The organism is Pseudomonas syringae group sp. J248-6 (assembly GCF_032586995.1).
In the GTDB taxonomy this organism is placed as follows: Bacteria; Pseudomonadota; Gammaproteobacteria; order Pseudomonadales; family Pseudomonadaceae; genus Aquipseudomonas; species Aquipseudomonas amygdali.
Genome location: NZ_JAWHOP010000003.1, coordinates 244,466 through 266,562, shown reverse-complemented (window position 1 = coordinate 266,562; position 22,097 = coordinate 244,466). Strand labels below are relative to the sequence as shown.

The 22,097-nt window shown below is 57.7% G+C and carries 19 protein-coding genes and 3 pseudogenes; 13 read left to right on the top strand and 9 right to left on the bottom strand.

The window, feature by feature from the left end:
- Positions 1–123 precede the first annotated feature (123 nt).
- On the top strand, positions 124–483 hold the full coding sequence (locus tag RYC17_RS05515; RefSeq protein WP_122258132.1) for a PilZ domain-containing protein: 360 nt from the start codon (positions 124–126) through the stop codon (positions 481–483).
- Positions 484–511: 28 nt separating this feature from the next.
- Here RYC17_RS05515 and RYC17_RS05510 read toward each other — a convergent pair whose 3' ends face one another.
- A complete protein-coding gene (locus RYC17_RS05510; RefSeq protein WP_316902627.1) occupies positions 512–1,855 on the bottom strand; it encodes a DUF58 domain-containing protein in 1,344 nt (447 codons plus the stop codon).
- Complete coding sequence (locus RYC17_RS05505; RefSeq protein ID WP_316902626.1) at positions 1,852–2,910, bottom strand: MoxR family ATPase; 1,059 nt, start codon at positions 2,908–2,910, stop codon at positions 1,852–1,854. The genes RYC17_RS05510 and RYC17_RS05505 overlap by 4 nt, the downstream gene beginning before the upstream one ends.
- Before the next feature lie 338 nt (positions 2,911–3,248).
- Between RYC17_RS05505 and RYC17_RS05500 the strand changes: the two are divergent.
- The 4 genes and pseudogenes from RYC17_RS05500 to RYC17_RS05485 form a co-directional block, all read left to right on the top strand.
- A pseudogene (locus RYC17_RS05500) lies at positions 3,249–3,521 on the top strand (HAD hydrolase-like protein); the annotation flags it as partial.
- Positions 3,509–3,643 (top strand): annotated as a pseudogene (locus RYC17_RS05495) (D-amino-acid oxidase); the annotation flags it as partial. The pseudogenes RYC17_RS05500 and RYC17_RS05495, both read left to right, overlap by 13 nt.
- Positions 3,644–3,823: 180 nt before the next feature.
- Positions 3,824–4,238, top strand: a pseudogene (locus RYC17_RS05490) (GntR family transcriptional regulator); the annotation flags it as partial.
- A gap of 203 nt (positions 4,239–4,441) precedes the next feature.
- Positions 4,442–5,827 carry a gluconate:H+ symporter gene (locus RYC17_RS05485; RefSeq protein WP_316902625.1) on the top strand — a complete coding sequence of 462 codons (1,386 nt, stop codon included), beginning with the start codon at positions 4,442–4,444 and terminating at the stop codon, positions 5,825–5,827.
- A gap of 120 nt (positions 5,828–5,947) precedes the next feature.
- On the opposite strand, the gene RYC17_RS05480 is transcribed toward RYC17_RS05485, so the two are convergent.
- Genes RYC17_RS05480 through RYC17_RS05465 form a run of 4 tightly spaced genes read right to left on the bottom strand, consistent with a single transcriptional unit; the run spans position 5,948 to position 10,440 of the window.
- Positions 5,948–7,165, bottom strand: coding sequence for a DUF4350 domain-containing protein (locus RYC17_RS05480; protein ID WP_316902624.1), 1,218 nt, complete (start codon positions 7,163–7,165; stop codon positions 5,948–5,950).
- Positions 7,162–8,751: a DUF4129 domain-containing protein gene (locus tag RYC17_RS05475; RefSeq protein WP_122281584.1), complete on the bottom strand. Its 1,590-nt coding sequence runs from the start codon at positions 8,749–8,751 to the stop codon at positions 7,162–7,164. Before RYC17_RS05475 ends, RYC17_RS05480 begins: the two co-directional genes overlap by 4 nt.
- Positions 8,738–9,718, bottom strand: coding sequence for a stage II sporulation protein M (locus tag RYC17_RS05470; RefSeq protein ID WP_316902623.1), 981 nt, complete (start codon positions 9,716–9,718; stop codon positions 8,738–8,740). The genes RYC17_RS05475 and RYC17_RS05470 overlap by 14 nt, the downstream gene beginning before the upstream one ends.
- The gene (locus RYC17_RS05465) at positions 9,715–10,440 is read right to left on the bottom strand and encodes an RDD family protein (RefSeq protein WP_316902622.1); all 726 of its coding nucleotides are present in this window, start codon (positions 10,438–10,440) and stop codon (positions 9,715–9,717) included. The genes RYC17_RS05470 and RYC17_RS05465 overlap by 4 nt, the downstream gene beginning before the upstream one ends.
- 180 nt (positions 10,441–10,620) lie before the next feature.
- On the opposite strand from RYC17_RS05465, the gene sbcB reads away from it, so the two are divergent.
- Positions 10,621–12,051, top strand: a complete 1,431-nt coding sequence (gene sbcB / locus RYC17_RS05460; RefSeq protein WP_058400767.1) for an exodeoxyribonuclease I — start codon at positions 10,621–10,623, stop codon at positions 12,049–12,051.
- 70 nt (positions 12,052–12,121) lie between these two features.
- On the opposite strand, the gene mvaT is transcribed toward sbcB, so the two are convergent.
- On the bottom strand, positions 12,122–12,502 hold the full coding sequence (mvaT, locus tag RYC17_RS05455; protein ID WP_002554971.1) for a histone-like nucleoid-structuring protein MvaT: 381 nt from the start codon (positions 12,500–12,502) through the stop codon (positions 12,122–12,124).
- Positions 12,503–12,859: 357 nt separating this feature from the next.
- On the opposite strand from mvaT, the gene purU reads away from it, so the two are divergent.
- Together purU and RYC17_RS05445 are read left to right on the top strand one after the other, a co-directional pair.
- Positions 12,860–13,711, top strand: a complete 852-nt coding sequence (gene purU / locus RYC17_RS05450) for a formyltetrahydrofolate deformylase (RefSeq protein ID WP_003363851.1) — start codon at positions 12,860–12,862, stop codon at positions 13,709–13,711.
- Positions 13,712–13,789: 78 nt separating this feature from the next.
- Entirely contained in the window at positions 13,790–13,990 is a 201-nt protein-coding gene (locus RYC17_RS05445; protein ID WP_122258126.1) for a hypothetical protein, read from the top strand.
- A 48-nt stretch (positions 13,991–14,038) separates the two neighbouring features.
- Here RYC17_RS05445 and RYC17_RS05440 read toward each other — a convergent pair whose 3' ends face one another.
- Both RYC17_RS05440 and RYC17_RS05435 read right to left on the bottom strand, forming a co-directional pair.
- Entirely contained in the window at positions 14,039–15,511 is a 1,473-nt protein-coding gene (locus tag RYC17_RS05440; RefSeq protein ID WP_058400769.1) for an inorganic phosphate transporter, read from the bottom strand.
- A gap of 205 nt (positions 15,512–15,716) precedes the next feature.
- The gene (locus tag RYC17_RS05435) at positions 15,717–15,914 is read right to left on the bottom strand and encodes a hypothetical protein (protein WP_058400770.1); all 198 of its coding nucleotides are present in this window, start codon (positions 15,912–15,914) and stop codon (positions 15,717–15,719) included.
- Between the two features lie 836 nt (positions 15,915–16,750).
- On the opposite strand from RYC17_RS05435, the gene pcaR reads away from it, so the two are divergent.
- The 5 genes from pcaR to RYC17_RS05410 all read left to right on the top strand — a co-directional run bounded on the left by pcaR (position 16,751) and on the right by RYC17_RS05410 (position 22,077).
- Entirely contained in the window at positions 16,751–17,593 is an 843-nt protein-coding gene (gene pcaR, locus RYC17_RS05430) for a pca regulon transcriptional regulator PcaR (RefSeq protein WP_003363842.1), read from the top strand.
- Positions 17,594–17,794: 201 nt separating this feature from the next.
- On the top strand, positions 17,795–18,652 hold the full coding sequence (locus RYC17_RS05425; protein ID WP_058400839.1) for a CoA transferase subunit A: 858 nt from the start codon (positions 17,795–17,797) through the stop codon (positions 18,650–18,652).
- The gene (locus tag RYC17_RS05420; RefSeq protein ID WP_170947368.1) at positions 18,649–19,431 is read left to right on the top strand and encodes a CoA-transferase subunit beta; all 783 of its coding nucleotides are present in this window, start codon (positions 18,649–18,651) and stop codon (positions 19,429–19,431) included. The genes RYC17_RS05425 and RYC17_RS05420 overlap by 4 nt, the downstream gene beginning before the upstream one ends.
- The gene (pcaF, locus tag RYC17_RS05415; RefSeq protein ID WP_316902621.1) at positions 19,428–20,633 is read left to right on the top strand and encodes a 3-oxoadipyl-CoA thiolase; all 1,206 of its coding nucleotides are present in this window, start codon (positions 19,428–19,430) and stop codon (positions 20,631–20,633) included. Before RYC17_RS05420 ends, pcaF begins: the two co-directional genes overlap by 4 nt.
- A gap of 142 nt (positions 20,634–20,775) precedes the next feature.
- On the top strand, positions 20,776–22,077 hold the full coding sequence (locus RYC17_RS05410; protein WP_058408078.1) for an MFS family transporter: 1,302 nt from the start codon (positions 20,776–20,778) through the stop codon (positions 22,075–22,077).
- Positions 22,078–22,097 lie beyond the last annotated feature (20 nt).

Genomic DNA, 22,097 nt, shown 5'->3' with positions numbered 1-22,097 from the left:
CATAGTGGACGAGCTGCAGAGCTCTAGGCCGAGGCGGTTATCGCGCAGTGCCTCGTTTTTGAAGTCCGCAGCCAGCGAACGGTGTTACGTGATCGCAACAGTGGTCTTGGAAGGCAGCCTGCCATGTATAAAGAGCGGAAAATAGAACGGCACCAATTGCAGGATTACCTGCAGGTCTTTAATCGTCATACTGGCAAGCTGATAGGGTGTCTGGGGAATGTTTCCGGGGAAGGGCTGATGCTGATCAGCGAATTGCCCGTTCTGGTAGGGGCCAGATTTGATCTGTGTCTGAAAATGCCGAATGGCACTGTCGGGCAATCAATAGATCTTAGCGCCAAGTGCCTCTGGAGCCACGAAGACGAGACGCCAGGCAGCTACGACTCCGGTTTCGAGTTGTCTCAGGTCTCGACAGAATACCTGGCGTTCGTCCAGCTCTTGCGGGAGTATTTCTGTTTCTACCCCTTTTATGAAGCCTCAGCCTGAGTCAGCTGGCTGACTCGCAAGGTTTCGCTTATAGCGTACCTGCCTTTTTCCAGCTCAGATAACGGCTGACCAGCTGCGGCCCCAATTCCCTTGGTCGAGCATCCATTATTGCGATGCCTTGAGCACTCAAGCGGTCGTGCAGCGAAGCGCGAGCGTTGAGGAAATTCAGGGTCCCGCAATAATCCAGCGCTTGATCATAGGTTTGTACGGGGGCCTGACGCAGACTGTCGAGCACTTCCTCCCTGAGGCTGGCAATCAGCACGCGATGCTGCTTGCCTAGCTGTCTTGCAGCAGCCACCAGCTCCTCATCGTCTTCATCGCGCAGGTTGGTGATCAGTACCACCAGTGAATGTCTTTTATGGCGCACCATCAATTGGCGAACGGCGGCGCTGTAGTCAGCAGGTCGCCGGGTGGTCTGCAGGTCATAGACCGAGTTGAGCAACAGGTTGAGCTGCCCCGGCCCTTTTACGGGTGCCAGATAGCCGTCCTGCTCACCCGCAAACGTCGCAAGGCCAACCGAGTCACCCTGACGCAGTGCGACATAACTCAATAGCAGGCAGGCATTCAGCGCGTGATCGAAGTGAGACAAATCACCGTCCTGGCTGCGCATTCGACGTCCGCAATCGAGCATGAAAACGATCTGTTGATCCCGCTCGTCCTGATACTCGCGAGCAATGGGGGAGCGCTGGCGGGCGGTAGCTTTCCAGTCTATCTGGCGCAAGCTGTCGCCTTCACGAAACTCGCGCAACTGATTGAATTCCATTCCCGCCCCGCGACGTTGCAACTGGCGCACCCCCAGTTGGCTCAGCCAGTTGTCCACCGCCAGCAGTTGCCCACCGTAAAGCCGGGCGAAGTCCGGGTAGACACGGGTCGTGCTGTGTACCGGAAGATAGCGGCGTGCCGTCCACAGGCCCAAAGGCCCTGGCAGACTGATTTCGCACTGCTCGAAGGTGAAATGGCCACGGCTTGAGGGGCGCAGACGGTAACCGATGCTGCCTTTGCCGCGTGCAGGCAAGATGATGGACTGCGGCAGGTTTTCATGTTCCAGGCCATGCGGCACATGATCGAACACCTGCATGGTGACTGGCTTGGTACCGTTGTGTTGCAGGTCGAGCCGCGCCTCGTTCCAGCGGTCCAGCGCCAGGCTACCCGCAAGCTCGCGCTGCACGCGTGGCGAGGGACGCCTGAGCAGCCAGAATGCATCGAGCAGGCTGATGCCCGCGAAAGCCAGCAACGCTGCCCGATAAAGCTCGTCGATTTTTGCCGGATACTCGATGCCCAGCGCATGGAGCGTTCCTGTCAGCAACGCAACGCACATGAACCCACCGAGCCAGCGCAGCATCGGAACCGACGGTTTCAGAACCTGATTCACAGGCGCGGTGCCGAGACCTGGTCAAGGATCTGCCGAAGCACCTGATCCACTGAAAGGCCCTCGATGTCCAGCTCCGGTGATAGCCTGACCCTATGTCGCAACACAGCCAGCGCGCAGCCCTTGATATCGTCCGGAGTAACGAACTCACCGCCGCGCAACAATGCTCTGGCCCGCCCGCCACGCACCAGTGCAATTGAAGCGCGCGGCCCTGCGCCCTGGCTAAGACCTGGCCAGGTGCGCGTACTGCGCGCCACGCGCACGGCGTAGTCCAGCACCTGCTCATCAATGGGCAGCTCGCTGGCAATGCGTTGCAGTGCCTGAACCTCCCGAGCCTGCATGATGACCCGCAGCGGCCGCACATCCAGCATGTCGGCACGGGTCGAGCGGGTGACCTGGCGCACCATGTTCAGCTCTTCCAGCGCTTCGGGATAGCCCATGCGCAGCTTGAGCATGAAACGATCCAGTTCGGCTTCCGGCAGTGGGTAAGTGCCTTCCTGTTCGATAGGGTTCTGGGTTGCCAGCACCATGAACGGCTGCGGGATGGGCAGCGCCCGACCTTCGAGGGTTACTTGCCGCTCCTGCATGGCTTCGAGCAACGCGGCCTGCGTCTTGGCCGGTGCCCGGTTTATTTCGTCGGCCAACAGCAGGTTGGTAAACAGCGGCCCCTTGCGCAGCTTGAACTGCTCGGTCTGCATGTCGTACACAGCATGGCCGGTGACATCGCTGGGCATCAGGTCCGGCGTAAATTGAATGCGCGCGAACTCACAGCCGATGCAACTGGCAAGCGCCCTTACCAGCAATGTCTTGCCCAGCCCCGGTACGCCTTCCAGCAGCACATGCCCGCCGCCGACCAGGGCGGTCAGCACGTCCTCGATCACTGTGTTTTGGCCAATCACAGCCTTTTGCAGCTCGTTACGCAACGCCTGAGCCAGCTGGCTGGCGCGTTGTCGCTGCTGCAACTGATTGCTTGAAGCGTTTGCCGGGCTGGCCGGTTCGGTGGCGGGTTCGATAAATGGCTTGGTGCTGCCTGATGTTTCGGGCGTTTGCTCGCTCACGATTTCTGGAGCGTTACTAACTGTTATATTAGATTTATCGTCCATAAATCAATTACTTACCTGATTTGGCTTTTTCGTAATTTTTGTGCGCAGCGACTGAGTGTTTCTTCTCTTGCCGAGCATTATTTCCATGGTAACCGCTCAGGGCATGCGGCGTATTGGTGCATGCCATTCAATTGCACTGACATAGCTGCCGTCTGCACCAAAGATAGATATCTACGCAAGGATGCCTTTTCTGTCTGAAAGGCAGGTGCGTTTGCGTGCCTGTTACGTAAAGACAGCAATCGACCAGGATCGGGCACTCACAGGCAGTGCCCCTCCGGCTTTATTCAGGAGTAGCGCCGTTCCACAAAGTGTTCACCGCCCAACAGGCTCAAGCCTATAAACCGCGCCTGGCAGCGTTTGAGTTCATGCTCGATAGCCTTGGCTGCGCGCCTGAGGATGTGCTGCACGTATCTTCAAGCTTCCGTTATGACTTGATGTCGGCCCATGACATGAAGATCAAGCACAAAGCCTTCGTCGCCCGCGGCCATGAACAGCCGGCGGATGTCGCCTTTGGCTACCACCAGATCCCCGATATTGGCGGATTGCCAGGATTGGTCGGTCTTTAAGCCCCGGCGCGGGTCACTTGATTGCCGATATCGTCAGCGGCGCACACCCGATAGTCGATCCGCGACCTTATAACCCGGACCGATTCCGGAAATCAGCCTGGAGTAAAGTGACGGACTTCTGATCGACTGCATTGCTCCATAGATCAGCTGGCGTCCCTGAGCACAGCTTGCATCTGCCCTCTAGCTGCAGTTACGACCTGATCTTGCTTATGAAAGAAGATCAGTCTTGACAAGTTTTTGTCATTGGGGAAATACTTTGCTGCGATTCATATATATGACTATATAACAAGGCGAATAGGTCAATGAATGCTCTGTCCAATGATGCCCGTTTGCCGCTTTATCAACGTCTTCATGACCAGTTGGCCCAGCAGATTGCAACCAATCACTGGCACCCTGGCGAAGCTATTCCCCCGGAGGCGGCGCTTTCAGCGGAATACCGACTGTCGACTGGTACCGTGCGCAAAGCGGTGGATGCGCTGGTCAATGAAGGTTTGCTGGAGCGGCAACAAGGGGGCGGCACGTTTGTCCTTCGGCTACGAAAAGGTCTGGGGGCAGGTCGTGGCTTATGCCGAAGAATCGCTTACTGCCCAGTCCGTAGACGACGTGCACGCTCAATTATTGCAAATTCCTGTTAGTAGCCCGGTAGTGGTAATCGAGCGACTGGCCCGTGACTACGCCGACACCCCGCTAGAGTGGCGTCGCTCCCATGCCCATTCCCATGTTGGCCTCCTGACTGAACTACCTGACCGCAGTGACATGGCAGCAGGCTGCGAAGTGTTTGCCTTTCCTGAAACGGGTGTTGCACGTGAAGGCACCCATACGCTGTCTGGCTTTTCGCGTGCTTCGTCGAGCGTTATGTCTCGAACCGGTTTTTCAAATGCTGAGTGCAGCCTCAGCGCCAGCCCAACTGAGATATTTTCATGACTAGCATAGATATACAGCTTCTAATGACCGCGCTTGTAAGCGTCGTGGTGTTGGTGGCACTGATCGTGTCGCGCCTCAAGATGCACCCGCTTTTGGCCCTGATGGTAGTTTCTGTTGGTGTGGGTTTTGCCACCCAAATGCAGCCAGAAAGCATTGTCGCTCACTTGATCGCCGGTGCCGGAAAGACACTAGGGGCCGTTGGGATTGTAATCGCGCTTGGCGCAATGCTAGGCAAAATCCTGGCTGATGCTGGCGTCACGGAGCAGCTGGCCGAGGTCATCCTCAAGCGCACCCCGGATCGCCTGATACCTTGGGCAATGATGATGGTTGCGTTTGTAGTTGGCATACCCATGTTTTTCGAGGTGGGTTTGGTAATTATGCTGCCGCTGATATTCAGTGTGGCGCGAAAGCTGGAAAGCCAGGCTCGCTTCAAAGGCTCGGCGTATGTGTATGTGGGTGTTCCAGTGATTTCGGCGCTCGCCGCCATGCATGGCATGGTACCGCCGCACCCTGGCCCGTTGACGGCCATCGCCGCACTCAAAACCTCAGTGGGGCCCACAATGCTCTACGGTTTTCTCGCGGCTATTCCAGCAATGATTTTGGGCGGTCCACTTTACGGCGCGTTCATTTCGAAGCGCATGAGCACCAGGCCTGATCAGGCATTACTTGATCAGTTCACTCTGGCCGAAAAAACCGACAATCAACCCCGTCCCGGCGTTTTGCTCGGCGTACTGGCAGCCTTGCTACCGGCGATCCTGATGCTGATCAATGCCGTCGCCGAGATGGTGCTACCCAAGGGCAATGCGATGCTGCAAATGGCCAGTTTCGTGGGCAACCCGCTGATATCCATGCTCTTAGGCGTGCTTTTCGCCGGCGCAAGCCTGGTACTGGCGCGCGGTGGCGACGCCGAAAAGGTGCGCGATTCGCTGGGTAAAAGCCTCAAGCCTATTGCCTCCATCATCATGATCATCGCAGGAGGCGGGGCATTTCAGGAGATGCTGACCAGTGCCAAGGTAGGCGATGCTATCGTGCACCTGACCCAGCAGTCTGGGTTCCCTCCGTTAATCCTGGGTTGGCTGATTGCGATGTTACTCTCGGTCTCCACTGGCTCCGCAACTGTGGGCATCGTAGGGGCTGCAGGCTTGCTGGCACCACTTGCGGGTGCTGATCCCACCCTTAACTTGCCCTTGCTGGCATTATCAATCGGCTGCGGTTCGCTGTTTTTCAATTATGCGAACCATGCAGGCTTCTGGATGGTAAAGGAGTCCTTTGGCATGACAATGGGAGAAGCGACGAAGACTATCTCGGTGGTTCAATCCATTGTGGCGTTGGTCGGATTGGTTGTGGTGTTGATCTTGAATGCGGTTATTACAGTAAGTTGAGTCGGGATTCATTCGCCGCGCCGAAGCCTGCCCAAATGAGGTATCCAACACTACGTACCCATGAGCTTCTAAAGGTTTGATTTCAATACCGCAGATATCCAACGATTCGCCAGTACAGGATCACAGGGCATTCCTGAGCGTTTGCAGGTGGGCTACCTGACGGGTGAATTCGCTGTGTGAGACGCGTTGCGGCGGGCGAGGGCGCAGGGCGTCGCTGATGGCGCTGGTGGGCTGTCGGGTCAGACGCGAAAGCACCTGCCATTGTTCTGCGACAGCCAGCCGCTCGAAGCCTGGATGAAGCTGGCGGGCGCGGCGCAGGATGTCTTGTTGCAGGCTCTTTATCAGCGTTTGTTGCCCGCTGCGTCTGCGCAGGAACTCGGCGCTGGCACGCAGGTGCTCGGTCAGTTGGCGACGTGCAAGGGGGGCGAGCCGTCGCATCGGGCCTTCGCGCAGGCCGATGTGCCAGAGGCCCAGGCCAATCAGCAACGCCAGCGTCAGCAGTGCCTGAGGGTAGTTGCGCAGCAGCAGGGTCAGCAGGTTGTCGTGTTCGGTTTGCAGCACCAGGGTCACTTCACTGCCCTGGGTCAGATACCAGAGCAGCCAGGCATTATCATAGTTGCCGATCGAGCGGATTTTCCACAGGTTGGCGTCAGTCACAATCGTGATCAATCCGTTACCACGGTTTATTTGCAGCAGGTGTGTGGCATCGGCGCTGTTGGCCCACGACTGTGCATGGTCTTGCGGGTCTTCCAGATGGAACGCAGGATCGAAGCTCATGTATGCCGGGGCACTTTCGTTTTCCAGATACAAGCGGGTCAGTTCCGGCCAAGGCTCTTTTTTGCGTTTTGGCGAGGGGGTTATCAACGGGATGGGCAGCGGCTGCTGAGCGTCGCTCAGCTGTTGTTCCTGCGCATTGATGTCCGTAGTGAGGTATTGATGAACTTGCAACCTGTCCAGCAACAGATCGCCGCTGCGACCTTTTTTCTCATTCCAGAGTTGCTCGGCCACTACCAGCAGGTGCCCGCCCGCTTCGGCCCAGTTCAGCAGCCGTTCGGTTTGCGCAGGTGTCATGTCTTCCCGGTCATTGAGCAACAGCAGCGTCTGGGTGCTCTGACTCGGGTCGGGAAGCCGGGCCAGTGTGTCAGTGGTGTTTACCGTGATGGAGAGGCTACGCAGGAAGTGTTCGGCCGCAAGCCAGGGATTGGCCTTTGCCTGTGGCGAGGGGCCCTGATCCACGGTTTTCTCGTAGCGCTCCAGGTGACGGCTGAGGTAAAGCCCTGCGCCTGTCAGCAGTAAAAGGGCCAGTAGCCCGATCAGTATTCCGGTGCGGCGGCTCATGCCTGCACCGCCGGATTGAACAGGCGACGCCAGCCATCGCAAAGCTGCTGCCGGGCATGCGCCGGTGGCAGTCGATGCCCGTAGGCGAGGTTTTGCCAGTGCATGGTCAGGTCATGACTGAATTCACTGAGCAGCGGCTGGTTCAGCGCAGCGATATGCGCCAGTACCTGAGCTTCGGTATCGGCACTTTTCAACGGCAGTCGATAGTCGCTCAGCAAGCGACTGAGCAGTGCGCGGTACAACAGGCTCAGGGCTTCACGAGGCTGGCTGCTCCAGAGCTGCTCGGCCCGGCCCGCGACATCGTCAGGCAGGCTTTCGGCATTCACTTGCAGGCCCAATAGCTGCCGTGGAGCCGGGCGTGTGGTTTTTGTTCTGCCGGGCGCCCGGCTTACAAAGGTCTTGAACCAGTCTCTGTAATACCAGAGCACCAGCCCGGTCAGGCCGATAACCACGCCCCACAGCAGCACCTCAATCAGGCTGGCCATGGCGCTCGCGGCCCTAAGAAGCCGATTGAGCCAGGTAAGCAGCCAGCCCTGGTCGTGGGTGTCCCGAACCACAGACTGGCTTTTCTGTTGTTCAGGGAAGCGCCAGCCTGTCTCGGTTTTGGGGTTCTTGAAGGGCGGCTGTTGCAGGATGCTGTGTATTTCGCTACGTGCCGCTTCGCTGGTCAGTGTCTGGCGGGTCAGGCGCGGCGTGTCCGGTGCAGCCAGGGAGGTGGGCGGTTCTGTCGCGTTGCTATCGGGCAGCGGGCAGCTGTAGCTCTCTTGTTCGGCCCAGACCTTGGCCGGTGCCGTCGAAAGCACCAGTCCGACACCGATCAACACTACATAGGCGCTGCCGATCAGGCGCTGACGCAGGCGTCTGAAAACCAGCTCTATATCCCACGCCTCAAGAACCGTTCGGCGATTGAGGTACAGGGTAAAGCCGCACGCAACGTAGATGGGTTCCCAGAGTACCAGCGCCAGTGCATAGAAGAGGTTGGTCAGGTGGTCGATCCACAGCCACTGGTTTTCAACGTCGAGCAGACTCATCCAGTGCCAGTCGATCTGGATCTGCTGCGGAATAAACGCGTAAAGCAGGATCAGCAGACCTACCCACAATGAGTATTCCAGGTGTGCGCCGACGATGGTGAGCAGCCGTGCGGCACGCAGGTCTTTCTGGCTGAGCAGGCTGATACGCAGGTCGCGTTCCGTGCCTGCCAGATGCTCCAGTTGCTGCACCGGCAACTGAAAGCTGCGACTCAGGCAGAGTCTTCGCCACAACAGGCTTGGCAACAGCTGGCTTTTCAAGGTCGCGGGCCACGCCTTGAGGGCTTGCCCGAGGGTAGGCGTTGCCCCGAACAGTGACTGCGACAGGATGAGCAGCGGCAAGCGTTCGAACGCAGGCTTGAGCCACCAGAACAGCAGAATGGCGGCCGTGGGATAGTCCCATAGCAGTGCGCTGAGCAGGCAGAAAACGGGCAGGGTGACGATTGCCCAACTGCTCATCAGCAGACCGCGGTGACGACCCGCTAGCAGCACGCCCAGGTCGATGGCTTCCCAAGGGGATCGAGGGCGTATGGCGACGTTTGACTCAGTCAGGCGCATGAGGTGTACGTCCTGCCAGGGTCAGATACGCAGCGACCAGCAGCCATAGGGCGGCACCTGCAAGGTACTTGAGCAGCGCTCCGGGCCAGGTCATCGATGACCAGTAAGCCTCGATGAATGCCGCAATCAGCAGAAACAGGATGACCCCGCCGATCAGTTGCACACTGGTTCTGGCCGCAACACGCAGCGCGGTACTGCGCGTCAGCCTTCCAGGGGCCAGCAAAGCCCATCCCAGCTTAAGACCCGCCGCCCCGGCCAGGGCGATGGCGGTCAGCTCGAAAGCACCGTGACCGATGACGAATGTCCAGAATGTCTGCCCGAAGCCGATGTCGGTCAGATGACCGGCAATTGCGCCTGTCATCAATCCATTGAACAGCAGAAAAAACAGGCTGCCCAGCCCGAACAGCAAACCGCTGGCGTAGGTTTGAAAGGCAATACCGATATTGTTCATGATGTAGTAGCCGAACATCATCCAGTCTGCGTCGGAGGCTCTTTCAGCGGGTTGTCCGATCCGGCTGGCCGATGGGTCATACATGCTCTGCATGTCGGCCAGTTGCTCAGGACTGACGATGCTGTAGATCAGTTGCGGAAAACCGTAGACCAACAACCCCATGCCGATCAGGCTGCCAAAGAACAACAGGCTGGCGACCAGGACGAAACGCCATTCGGCGCGCACCAGTCGCGGAAAACCTCCGAGTACAAAGCCCAGCAGACGAGCGCCTATCGCGCTGCGGTGACGGTAAAGTTGTTGATGGCCACGCATGGCCAGTTGATGCAAGGGGTCGACCAGGTGGCTGCTGTAGCCACGCTCCTGTGCCAGCGCCAGGTGGTGGCAGACGCGTCGATAATCACCGGGGAATGTTTCGCAGGCATTGGCATCGGCCTTGCCGTTTTCCAGCGCATCAAGGCGCTGACCAAAGCGTTGCCACTCATCTTTATGGCGGGTTTCAAACAGGCTCTGCTTCATTTATGCCCCAGCAGGTTGCGGGCGATGCCGTTTACATGAGCGACCGCTTTATCAGCGGGGATGTGCAAGGGTTCTGCAAGAATTGCCGCCAGCTCCCGGGTGCGGGCAATGGACAGTTCACCTTGTCGTTCCGCCAGACTGAGCACTGCCCGCTGTTCATCCAGATGCAGGGCGAACGGCACAATTACCGGTTCTGCCTCTGGCAGGGTGGGGCGCGTTATCGGCTGGTCGCTATAGATGACCAGCGTCCCGGCTGCGAGATCACCCAGCCTTTTGAATAATGGATGGCTCAGGCAACTGATTGCACCCAGCCCGTAGCCCAGCGGGAGCATGTCGACGAAACGCAGCAGGTTGCGTATCAACGACGCGGACCAGTCTATCGGCGTGCCGTCATCGTGCACCACCCGCAGGCCTAGTATCCGCTTTCCGGGAGTACGCCCCTGACTCAGCACTTCAAACAGCACCATGTACCACCAGTTGATCAGAAAAAACACGATGGCGGCCAGGCCCATGCCGAGCTTGTCAAACCACTGCAAGAGTAAAAAGAACACGCCGATGAGGGTTGCGCGAATGGCGAAGTCGATACCGAACGCCAATGCGCGGGAAACCAGTCCGGCAGGGCGAAGAACCATATCGATGCCTTCCGGCGTCTCGATTTCAATGCGGGTGTCCAGTGGCGTGGGCAGCGCTGCATTCCTTGGCGAAGCGGGAGGAGATGACATTGTCGGGAGGACGCGCCTGAAAACGAAAACTGATGCTAGCTATCGCAGCGGAGCTAAGCAACCGACCATTCAAGACGCGGGCTGTAAGAAAACATTTCCCGGTACGCCGGATATTACCCGATTAGGCAATGACACCTGTCACGCCCTACACTTCGCGGGTCTTTTGTTCAGGATCAGCCCGTGACTTCCAGCATTTTCTGGTACGACTACGAAACCACCGGCATCAACCCGCGCAATGATCGTGCGCTGCAGATGGCCGGAATCCGCACCGATACCGAACTCAATGAAATCGCGTCGCCGGTCAATCTGCATTGCCAGCTAAGTGACGACATTCTGCCCCATCCCGCTGCTTGTGTGATCACCGGAATCACGCCGGCCACGCTGGCAGAAAAAGGCTTGTGCGAGGCGGATTTCATGACTCGCGTACATGCCGAACTTTCTGCGCCAGGTACCTGTGGTGCGGGGTACAACACACTGCGTTTCGACGACGAAGTCACGCGTTACAGTTTTTATCGCAACTTCTTCGACCCTTATGCACGCGAGTGGCAGGGCGGTAACAGCCGCTGGGATCTTATCGATGTCGTGCGCGCAGCCTATGCATTGCGCCCCGATGGCATTGTCTGGCCCGAACAGGACGGCCGGGTCACACTCAAGCTGGAACGACTGACTGCTGCCAACGGCATTGATCACGGACAGGCGCATGATGCGTTATCCGACGTGCGTGCAACTATTGCCCTGGCGCGCCTGATTCGTGAAAAACAGCCGAAGCTTTATGACTATCTGTTTACACTGCGCAGTAAACAGAAAGTCCAGGAGCAGGTTCGTCTGATGCAGCCACTGGTGCATATATCGGGACGTTTTTCTGCGGCACGCAGTTACCTTGGCGTGGTACTGCCGCTGGCATGGCACCCGCATAACCGCAACGCCCTGATCGTCTGTGACCTGCACCTTGACCCTTCACCGTTGTTGCAAGACGACGCTGAAGTACTCAAGCAGCGTTTATATACCCGGCATGACGCGCTGGGGGAAGGCGAATTGCCGGTGCCGCTCAAATTACTGCATATAAACCGTTGCCCGGTGATCGCCCCCCTGGGGGTGCTGCGCAGCGAAGATCAGCAGCGGCTGCAATTGGATATGACGGGCTACCAGGCACGTGCAACGCAATTGAGTGAAAGCCCGGAAGTTTGGCAGGATAAACTGCGAGTCCTTTATGGCAAGGAAGATTTTGCCGCAAGTGAGGATCCAGAACAGCAGTTATATGACGGTTTTATCGGTGATCGTGATCGTCGACTGTGCGAGCAAGTTCGGCAAGCCGAGCCCGAACAACTGGCGCGTGACGCGTGGCCTTTTGATGACGCCCGATTGCCTGAATTGTTATTCAGGTACCGGGCTCGTAACTTTCCTGACACCTTGAGCAGTGAAGAGCAACAACGTTGGCAAGACTTCTGTCAGCAGCGTCTGAGCGACCCGGAACGGGGCGCACCCAATACCCTGAAGGACTTTGCGACTGCGCTGGCTGAATGCTCTCTTAGTGCCGCGCCAGAGCAGTTGGAGGTGTTGCGCCAGTGGCAGGATTACGCGCAGGCGCTGAGTAAACGTCTGGGTGTATAAATAACGGACAATAAAAAACGCCAGCAGGCTGGCGTTTTTGCAATCGCAATGAAGCGCGACCGTTTTAAGCTTAGCCCAGCAGAGTGGCCCAGCTTTCGACGTCGTCACTGCCCCACTTGGCTTTCCACTCTTTCAATGTCTTGTGGTTGCCACCTTTGGTTTCGATGACTTCACCGTTGTGCGGGTTCTTGTATTGCTTGACCTTACGGGCGCGTTTGGTACCGGCAGGTTTAACAGCGCCACCACGGGGGGCTTTGTTTACCTTGGCATCCGGATCCAGCAGGGCAATGATGTCACGCAGCGACTTTTGATATTCGCCCATCAGCGTACGCAGCTTGCCTTCGAATTCCAGCTCGGTTTGCAGTTTGTCGTCTTGCGACAGGTTCTTCAAACGGGCTTGCAGTTCTTTGATGGCTTCTTCTGTGGCGCGGTATTCGTTGATCAGGGACATGAGGAGACCTTATGTTGTGTAGGTTGCAGGGATACAGTGGGGCAATAATAGTCACTGTAAATCAGCAAGTAAACATTAAATAAAAGTTTTATTTGAATTATTTAGCAATATACACGCGTCCTACAGACGTCTGAACTAGGCAGGCGCCGAGCCACCTTCAAAAGATCCTCGCTATAAAGCCCTCCTTTATATAGGTCTTGTTAAGCGTCGCGGGGGGTAAAAGTCGATAGTGGCACGGTGCAATCTTTTGCCTGGGCGGTGTCCTTTTCGGCCTGCACATTCAGGCAGCAAAGATACTGCAGTTTTGCTGCGCAGCCGCTAGAATAGCGGCTTTGCGAAGTTCTGGAGTTTCCCCCAATGCGCACTTTTCGTCTGGTGATTGCTTGCCCGGACCGTGTAGGCATCGTTGCCAAAGTCAGTAACTTTCTGGCGTCCCATAACGGCTGGATCACCGAAGCGAGTCATCATTCGGACAATCTCAGCGGCTGGTTTTTCATGCGTCACGAAATACGTGCCGACACCCTGCCTTTTGATCTGGACGGGTTCCGTGAAGCGTTCACGCCGATCGCGGAAGAGTTTTCGATGGACTGGCGCATCACCGACTCGGCGCAGAAGAAGCGCGTCGTGCTCATGGCAAGCCGCGAATCGCACTGTCTGGCCGACCTGCTGCATCGTTGGCACAGCGACGAACTCGACTGTGACATAGCCTGTGTGATTTCAAACCACCAGGACCTGCGCAGCATGGTCGAGTGGCATGACATCCCTTATTACCATGTCCCGGTAGACCCGAAAGACAAGGAGCCTGCATTTGCCGAAGTCTCGCGTCTGGTCGGGCATCATCAGGCTGACGTTGTGGTTCTTGCGCGTTACATGCAAATTCTGCCGCCACAACTGTGCCGTGAATATGCCCATCAGGTGATCAACATTCACCACAGCTTCCTGCCATCCTTCGTCGGTGCCAAGCCTTATCATCAGGCGTCGTTGCGTGGCGTCAAGTTGATTGGCGCAACCTGCCACTATGTGACCGAAGAGCTCGATGCCGGCCCGATCATCGAACAGGATGTGGTGCGCGTCAGCCATCGCGACAGCATCGAAAACATGGTGCGCTTCGGTCGCGACGTGGAAAAGATGGTATTGGCCCGCGGCCTGCGCGCTCATCTGGAAGACCGTGTTCTGGTACACGACAACAAGACAGTCGTCTTCGACTGATCTATCTTTTCGGGAGTGCGCCTGTCGCGCTCCCGACCTGGCTCGTCGGCAATGGTGCAACGCTCAAGGTGACAGCCAATGACCGATCCTCTCGATAAAGCCACATCCACCGCTCCCGCCACACTTGGCGAGGGCTGTCTCAGTCGCTATGACCCCGCCGCCCTGACTCCGGAAAACGGTGCCGATTTCGACGGTGCGGCAGCGCTATGGCGTGAATTGCAGCAATCGGAAGTGCCCGATGAAAGGCTTGTCGAGAAAGGAGCGAAGGGGGAGGGGTGAATCAAGCCCTTCAGGCAGTGCAGGCTGCACCGCCTGAGGGGCTCTGAATCAGGACAGTGCCTTGGAGGCCAGCCAGAACAGCGCTGCGGACAACGCTACCGTTGCAGGCAGGGTCAGCACCCAGGCCAGCAGGATGGTGCGAACGGTTCCGCCTTGCAGGCCGCTCTTGTTGGCGACCATGGTCCCGGCAACACCTGATGACAGGATGTGGGTGGTAGATACCGGAAGACTGAACACGTTGGCCATGCCGATGGCGCAGGCGGTAGTGATTTGCGCCGACATGCCCTGTGCGTAAGTCATGCCTTGCTTGCCGATCTTCTCGCCGATCGTCAGTACCACGCGTTTCCAGCCAACCATGGTGCCGATACCCAGTGCCAGTGCGACTGCCAGAATTACCCAGAACGGTGCGTATTCTGTGGTGGTGGTCAGGTCCTTGCGAAGTTTCTCCAGATCGGATTTTTCACGCGCTGACAGGTCTGGAAGTTTGCCGACCTTGCGCGCCGTGTCGTCCAGGCACAAGAGATAGCGGCGCACTTCGATGCGGCTTTCAGGGGCCAGCGAGTGGTAGTCGGAGACGCCCTTGAGGCGGTCGAGCAGCGCGTCGATGGTGGGCTCGGTCTGCTTTGGATTACAGGCAGAGCTGGACGGCAAGTCGCCTTTTTCAGCCTTGCCCATGGCCAGATATTCGCCCAGCGTGCTGCTGTTGCGTTGATAGAACTGGCTCAGATGCTGGGTCGCATCGCGGGTACGTTCGATCTGGTAGGTCGTGCTGGTCAGGTCCAGTACAAACTGGCTGGGCACGATGCCGATGAGCACCAGCATGATCAGACCGATGCCTTTCTGACCGTCGTTCGAACCATGTACGAAGCTGACCGCCATTGCGGAAATGACCAGCACCAGGCGGTTCCAGAATGGAGGGTGCTTCTTGTCGTCGAGCTTGCGACGCTGGTCCGGGGTTTTATGCATCTTCGACTGCGGGCGCCACCATTTCAGCGCAACCAGCACCAGGCCTGCAACGATGAAGCCGGCCAGCGGCGAGAACACCAGCGAAGCACCAATGTCGATCGCTTTCTGCCAGTTGACGCCGTCGGCCAACGGGATGCCGTTGATCAGTGCATTGGCCAGACCGACACCGAGTATCGAACCGATCAGGGTGTGCGAACTGGAGGCCGGGATACCGAAGTACCAGGTACCGAGGTTCCAGGTAATGGCCGCCGCCAGCAGCGAGAACACCATGGCCAGGCCATGTCCGGTGTTGACGTTGATGAGCAGTTCGACCGGCAGCAGATGGACGATGGCGTAAGCAACGCCCACACCGCCCAGCAGCACGCCGAGGAAGTTGAATACACCAGAGAAGAACACGGCCAGATGAGGCGGCATGGCTTTGGTATAAATGACTGTCGCCACCGCGTTGGCGGTGTCATGAAAGCCGTTGATGAACTCGAAGGTGAGGACAAAAGCCAGGGCGAGCAAAAGGCTCACAAGCACCCAGGCATCAAGCCCGCTGAATAAATCGATCATGTAGGTTTTCTGACCGGGTCTGAAGGGGGCGCGATTATGACAGAAAAAATACCGAACGACTTGTCGTCACTGCGAGGTGTCGCCTCAAACCAAAAAAAAGACGCATGAGCGCCGCCCCGTTGAATGCTCAATGAGGCTGTAAGGCGGTTAGTTCCGGGGGCTGGAAGGCAGAGATGAGCAGTCGGGGATCATGAGACCCGCGATGTCACTGCTCTTCTTTCAGGCCTTCTTCCATTTTTTGCAATTCTTGCTTGAACGCCTGGTCCAGCAGGCTGGCTCTTTTGCGCCAAGGCTTGCGTTCCGGTTCCGGTTGCGCGGCGTAGGTGGTGATTTCACCGCCGTAGACATCCTTGTAACGTTGTTCCTGGCGCTCAAGTTCCGCGCGCAGTTCATCTTTAGTCACTGTAATACCTGATCGAGTCGATTGAGTTCTGGTGATGACGCAAAACAATGCAAGTATGTTCACGCCATTCGGACTGTATACCAGATACAGTCAGAGACCTGCTCGGGCCATTGCCCGAAGAGGTTGCGGAACATCCTGTTATTGCCTGCGGCTACGTACACCAGAGAAACAGCTGTCGTAGCGACATGTGTGTGATTTCGAGCGCAAGGCTTGCGCTGGCAGGCTTCCCTTTGATCGCGCGGCGATGGTGCACCGTGACAGCGCTTCGACGGGATAATCGAGGCAGAAATCGGGTGAACGGATCAATCGTTTGCGAGGGTGTTGCCGACCCACTGATGGATACTATCTCCAAGAAGTTCTGTTACGTCAACAACAGAGGTTGAATAAGTTCACAGGTCTGGTTTTTTTGTACGATTGTTCCGAAGTTTTAGTGAGCCATTTATATGACGGAACTTTTATAAAACAAATTTTACACACCTGGTGACAAAACCCTGACGATGAAATTCAGAGAGTTTTATATGCACGATGTCTGGAGTTGTGATGCGGGGTTCAGCAGGCGGGGCGTGTTCATGCGCAGCAGGCGCTGCCGCAATGAAAACGGCCTTGCTTGGTAAGCAAGGCCGCTGCCTTGGACTTCTCAGTGGGTACCTGACCAGTAATTTCCAAGAAGTCACTTCGTGGCAGAGGTAAAGGTATAAGTATATTTACGGCGGGTCAATTGCGATTATCGGCCACCTGTTCGATAATCGCACAAGCAGAGGCTGTCTTCACTGCTTCCAATAGACCTGAAACCTGCGCTCCACAGGGCCTGAAAGGGAGTTATAGAGGGTGTGTCAATGAACGATGAACTGCGTAAATCTTTTGCCTCATTGGCACCGCCCATCGTGGCGTCACCCGCAAAGCGCATTCAGGCGCTGACCGGTGACCCGGATTTCATGACTTCGCTGGCGCGAGGGCTTGCCGTTATTCATGCATTTCAGGAGCGCAAGCGGCACCTGACCATTGCCCAGATCAGCCACCGGACGGAAATTCCCCGGGCTGCAGTGCGTCGCTGTCTGCATACGTTGATCAAGCTGGGTTACGCGACCACCGATGGTCGTACGTACTCGCTGCTGCCCAAAGTGCTGACCCTGGGCCACGCCTATCTGTCATCTACACCTCTGGCGACTTCTTCGCAGCCTTATCTGGACCGTATGAGCGATCAGTTGCACGAGGCTTGCAACATGGCCACGCTTGAAGGGGACGACATCCTTTATATAGCGCGCTCGGCGACCACGCAGCGATTGATCTCGGTCGACCTGTCGGTGGGCGGTCGCCTTCCGGCATATTGCACGTCCATGGGCCGAATTCTGCTGGCCGCGCTGGATGATGTGTCGTTGCATGAATACCTTGATCATGTCGATCTGCAGCCCAAGACCAGTCGTACCATTCGCACGCCGGAAGCGCTGCTGGAATGTCTGCAACTGGTTCGTCAACAAGGCTGGTGTATTGTCGATCAGGAACTGGAGCAGGGGCTGCGCTCGATTGCCGTGCCGGTCTATGATGCGTCGGGCCAGGTGCTGGCGGCGCTGAATGTCAGTACCAGCGCCGGCCGTGTGGCACGTAGCGAGCTGGAACAGCGCTTTTTGCCGATCATGCTCGATGCCAGTCGCGACCTCAGTACGCAGCTGTTTACCTGACCTTGTTTGCTTGCGTATGGTTAAACGAGCCTGGTTATCCGAGCTCGTGAAGCGACTGTTAGTTCGCTGAATTTGTTCGGTTACCGAACGGTTAGTCGATTATCGGATTGTTTGCCCGCCTGCTCAGGCATAACCTCATTTTCATTCCGGCGCAGGTCTTCGCGCTGTTTATTGAACGTGATGTTGGGTTCGGAGCACCTCATGGCAGATATTCTTTCTCTACGCGATGCGGTGAAGCAACTGGTCAACGATGGCGACATCGTTGCGCTGGAAGGCTTCACGCATCTGATCCCCACCGCCGCTGGTCATGAAATTATCCGTCAGGGTAAAAAAGACCTGACCCTCGTGCGCATGACGCCTGACCTGATCTACGACCAGTTGATCGGTGCCGGTTGTGCGAAGCGTCTGATTTTTTCGTGGGGCGGCAACCCCGGTGTCGGTTCTCTGCACCGCCTGCGTGATGCCGTTGAAAAGCAATGGCCGCGCGCGATGGAAATTGAAGAGCACAGCCATGCCGACCTCGCCAATGCCTACGTGGCTGGTGCGTCGGGCCTGCCGTTCGCGGTGCTGCGCGCCTACGCCGGGTCCGACCTGCCCAAGGTCAACCCGCTGATCAAGACGGTGACCTGCCCGTTTACCGGTGAGGTGCTGGCGGCGGTGCCATCGGTACGCCCGGACGTGACTGTTATCCATGCACAGAAAGCCGACCGCAAAGGCAACGTGCTGCTCTGGGGAATTCTCGGCGCGCAGAAAGAGGCCGCGCTGGCTGCGAAGCGTTGCATTGTGACGGTGGAAGAAATTGTCGATGACCTGAAAGCGCCGATGAATTCCTGCGTACTGCCGACCTGGGCATTGAGCGCCGTGTGTCTGGTGCCCGGTGGTGCCCACCCGTCTTATGCGCATGGCTATTACGAGCGTGACAACCCGTTCTACCAGGCCTGGGACCCGATTGCCCGGGACCGTGACACCTTCACCGCGTGGATCGATGAATACATCCACGGCACCGCAGATTTCAGTGAATTCCAGAGCAAGCTGGCTCGCGCTTCGGAGGCCAAATAATGACCTACTCCACCAGTGAAATGATGACCGTTGCCGCAGCCCGTCGTCTGCGTAATGGCTCGGTATGCTTCGTTGGCATCGGTCTGCCCTCCAAGGCTGCGAACCTGGCGCGTCTGACATCAGCGCCCGACGTGGTGTTGATCTACGAGTCCGGCCCGATTGGTGCCAAACCTACCGTGTTACCGCTGTCGATTGGCGATGGCGAGTTGGCGGAAACCGCCGACACGGTGGTGTCCACCAGCGAAATCTTTCGTTACTGGCTGCAGGGTGGGCGCGTCGACGTCGGCTTTCTCGGCGCAGCGCAGGTGGACCGCTTCGGCAACATCAACACCACCGTTGTCGGTGATTATCATCATCCCAAGGTGCGCCTGCCGGGTGCCGGTGGCGCGCCGGAAATCGCCGGTTCGGCCAAGTCAGTGCTGATCATTCTCAAGCAGTCGGCGCGTTCGTTCGTCAACAAGCTGGACTTTATCACCTCGGTCGGCCACGGAGAGGGCGGCGATTCGCGCAAGCGCCTGGGGCTGCCCGGTGCAGGCCCGGTGGGGATCATTACCGACCTGTGCATCATGGAGCCGGAAGCTGACACCAACGAGTTCGTTGTGACCACGCTGCACCCTGGCGTGACTCGCGAGCAGGTGATCGCTGCCACGGGCTGGGAGATCCGCTTTGCCGACACAGTGGTCGTCTCCGAAGAGCCTACCGAGGTCGAGCTGACGGCGCTGCGTGATCTGGAAGCCCGGACTGCCGCCGCTCATGGTCAAGTTGCAGGAGAAGCGTGATGCGTGAAGTATTTATTTGCGATGCGATTCGCACACCCATCGGTCGCTTTGGCGGCGGGCTGTCTTCGGTGCGTGCCGACGACCTGGCCGCGGTGCCGATCAAGGCACTGATGGAGCGCAACCCATCGGTCAACTGGGAAGAGATCGACGAAGTATTCTTCGGCTGTGCCAACCAGGCCGGTGAGGACAACCGCAACGTTGCGCGCATGGCTGCGCTGTTGGCGGGGCTGCCGGAAAGCGTGCCGGGGGTGACCCTCAATCGCCTGTGTGCTTCCGGGATGGACGCCATCGGCACCGCGTTCCGTGCCATCGCTTCCGGCGAAATCGAACTGGCGATTGCCGGTGGCGTTGAGTCGATGTCCCGTGCGCCGTTCGTGATGGGCAAGGCTGATGCAGCGTTCTCGCGCAACATGAAGCTGGAAGACACCACCATCGGCTGGCGCTTCATCAACCCGGCGATGAAAGCGCAGTACGGCGTGGACTCAATGCCCGAGACAGGCGACAACGTTGCAACCGACTTCAAGATTTCTCGAGCCGATCAGGACGCTTTCGCCCTGCGCAGCCAGCAGCGCACTGCCGTTGCCCAGGCTGCGGGCTTTTTCGAGGAAGAGATCGTGCCGGTACGAGTTGCGCACAAAAAAGGCGAAACCATCGTCGACAAGGACGAGCATCCGCGCAGCGATACCAGTCTGGAAACCCTGAGCAAACTAAAGCCGGTCAACGGTGCGGACAAAACTGTCACCGCAGGTAATGCCTCCGGGGTCAACGACGGGGCTGCTGCATTGATTCTGGCTTCGGCCGAAGCTGTCAGAAAGCACGGCCTGACGCCCCGTGCCCGTGTACTGGGTATGGCCAGCGCAGCGGTTGCGCCTCGGGTGATGGGCATCGGCCCGGTGCCTGCGGTGCGCAAGCTGGTCGAACGGTTGGGTCTTGCGGTGACTGATTTCGACGTCATCGAGCTCAACGAAGCCTTCGCCAGCCAGGGTCTGGCAGTTCTGCGCGAGCTGGGCCTGGCGGACGACGCACCGCAGGTCAACCCCAACGGCGGGGCCATTGCGCTCGGCCATCCACTGGGCATGAGCGGCGCACGGCTGGTGCTGACTGCGTTGCACCACCTGGAAAAAAACGGGGGACGCAAAGGTCTGGCAACCATGTGCGTCGGCGTAGGGCAGGGCCTTGCCCTGGCGATAGAACGCCCATAACCCCCGACATAACCCACGGTTCAATGACCCGATTCAGCGGATTGCCTCCACGAAAAGGCAATCCGCTGGTTCGGGTTGTTGTGCTTGGGTGAGTAGGATGTTACAGATTGTTGCTTATGGACAAATCCGCGTGGGGAAAATAATGACTACAACATCAAAAGCACCGCATTACACCGGCGAGGAGCGAAGCAAAAGAATCTTCGCGATTGTCGGGGCGTCATCGGGCAACCTGGTCGAATGGTTCGACTTTTATATCTACGCCTTCTGCGCGATCTATTTCGCGCCTGCCTTTTTTCCTTCCGATGATCCGACGGTACAGTTGCTCAACACCGCAGGCGTGTTTGCTGCTGGTTTTCTGATGCGCCCGATTGGTGGCTGGTTGTTTGGCCGTGTGGCGGACAAGCATGGCCGCAAGAACTCCATGCTGATTTCGGTCACCATGATGTGCGCGGGATCGCTGATCATCGCTTGCTTGCCAACCTACGCTTCGATCGGTGCCTGGGCACCGGCCTTGCTGCTCATGGCGCGCCTGCTTCAAGGCCTGTCGGTGGGCGGTGAATACGGCACCACGGCCACGTACATGAGTGAAGTGGCCTTACGCGGGCAGCGCGGTTTTTATGCCTCGTTCCAGTACGTCACCCTGATCGGCGGCCAGTTGCTTGCCGTGTTGACAGTGGTCATCCTCCAGCAGTTTCTGACCACCGAAGAGCTGCGTGACTACGGCTGGCGTATCCCGTTCGTGATCGGTGCGGCCGCTGCTGTCATTGCCTTGCTGCTGCGTCGCACACTCAATGAAACCACTACCGCCGAAAGCCGTCAGGACAAGGATGCAGGCAGTATTGCCGCACTGTTCAAGCATCACGCAGCGGCCTTCATCACCGTGCTGGGCTACACCGCCGGTGGCTCACTGATTTTCTACACCTTCACGACCTACATGCAGAAATACCTGGTCAACACCGGAGGCATGGAAGCCAAGACCGCTAGTTACATCATGACCGGCGCGCTGTTTCTGTACATGTGCATGCAGCCGTTTTTCGGCATGCTGGCGGACCGTATCGGCCGTCGCAATTCGATGCTCTTGTTCGGCGCCCTAGGTACGCTGTGTACGGTGCCGATCCTGATGACGCTCAAGACCACCACCAACCCGTTCATAGCCTTTGTGCTGATTACCCTGGCGCTGGCGATCGTCAGTTTCTACACCTCGATCAGCGGACTGGTCAAAGCCGAGATGTTTCCGCCTCAGGTTCGCGCACTGGGCGTCGGGCTCGCGTACGCAGTGGCCAACGCAATGTTCGGCGGCTCGGCTGAGTGGGTTGCACTGAAACTCAAGAGTGCCGGAATGGAAAACAGCTTTTACTGGTACGTGACGGCGATGATGGCGGTAGCGTTCCTGTTCAGTCTGCGTTTGCCCAAAGAGCCCAAGTACCTGCATCAGGACCATTGATCGCAGGTTTGTTTCGGCCA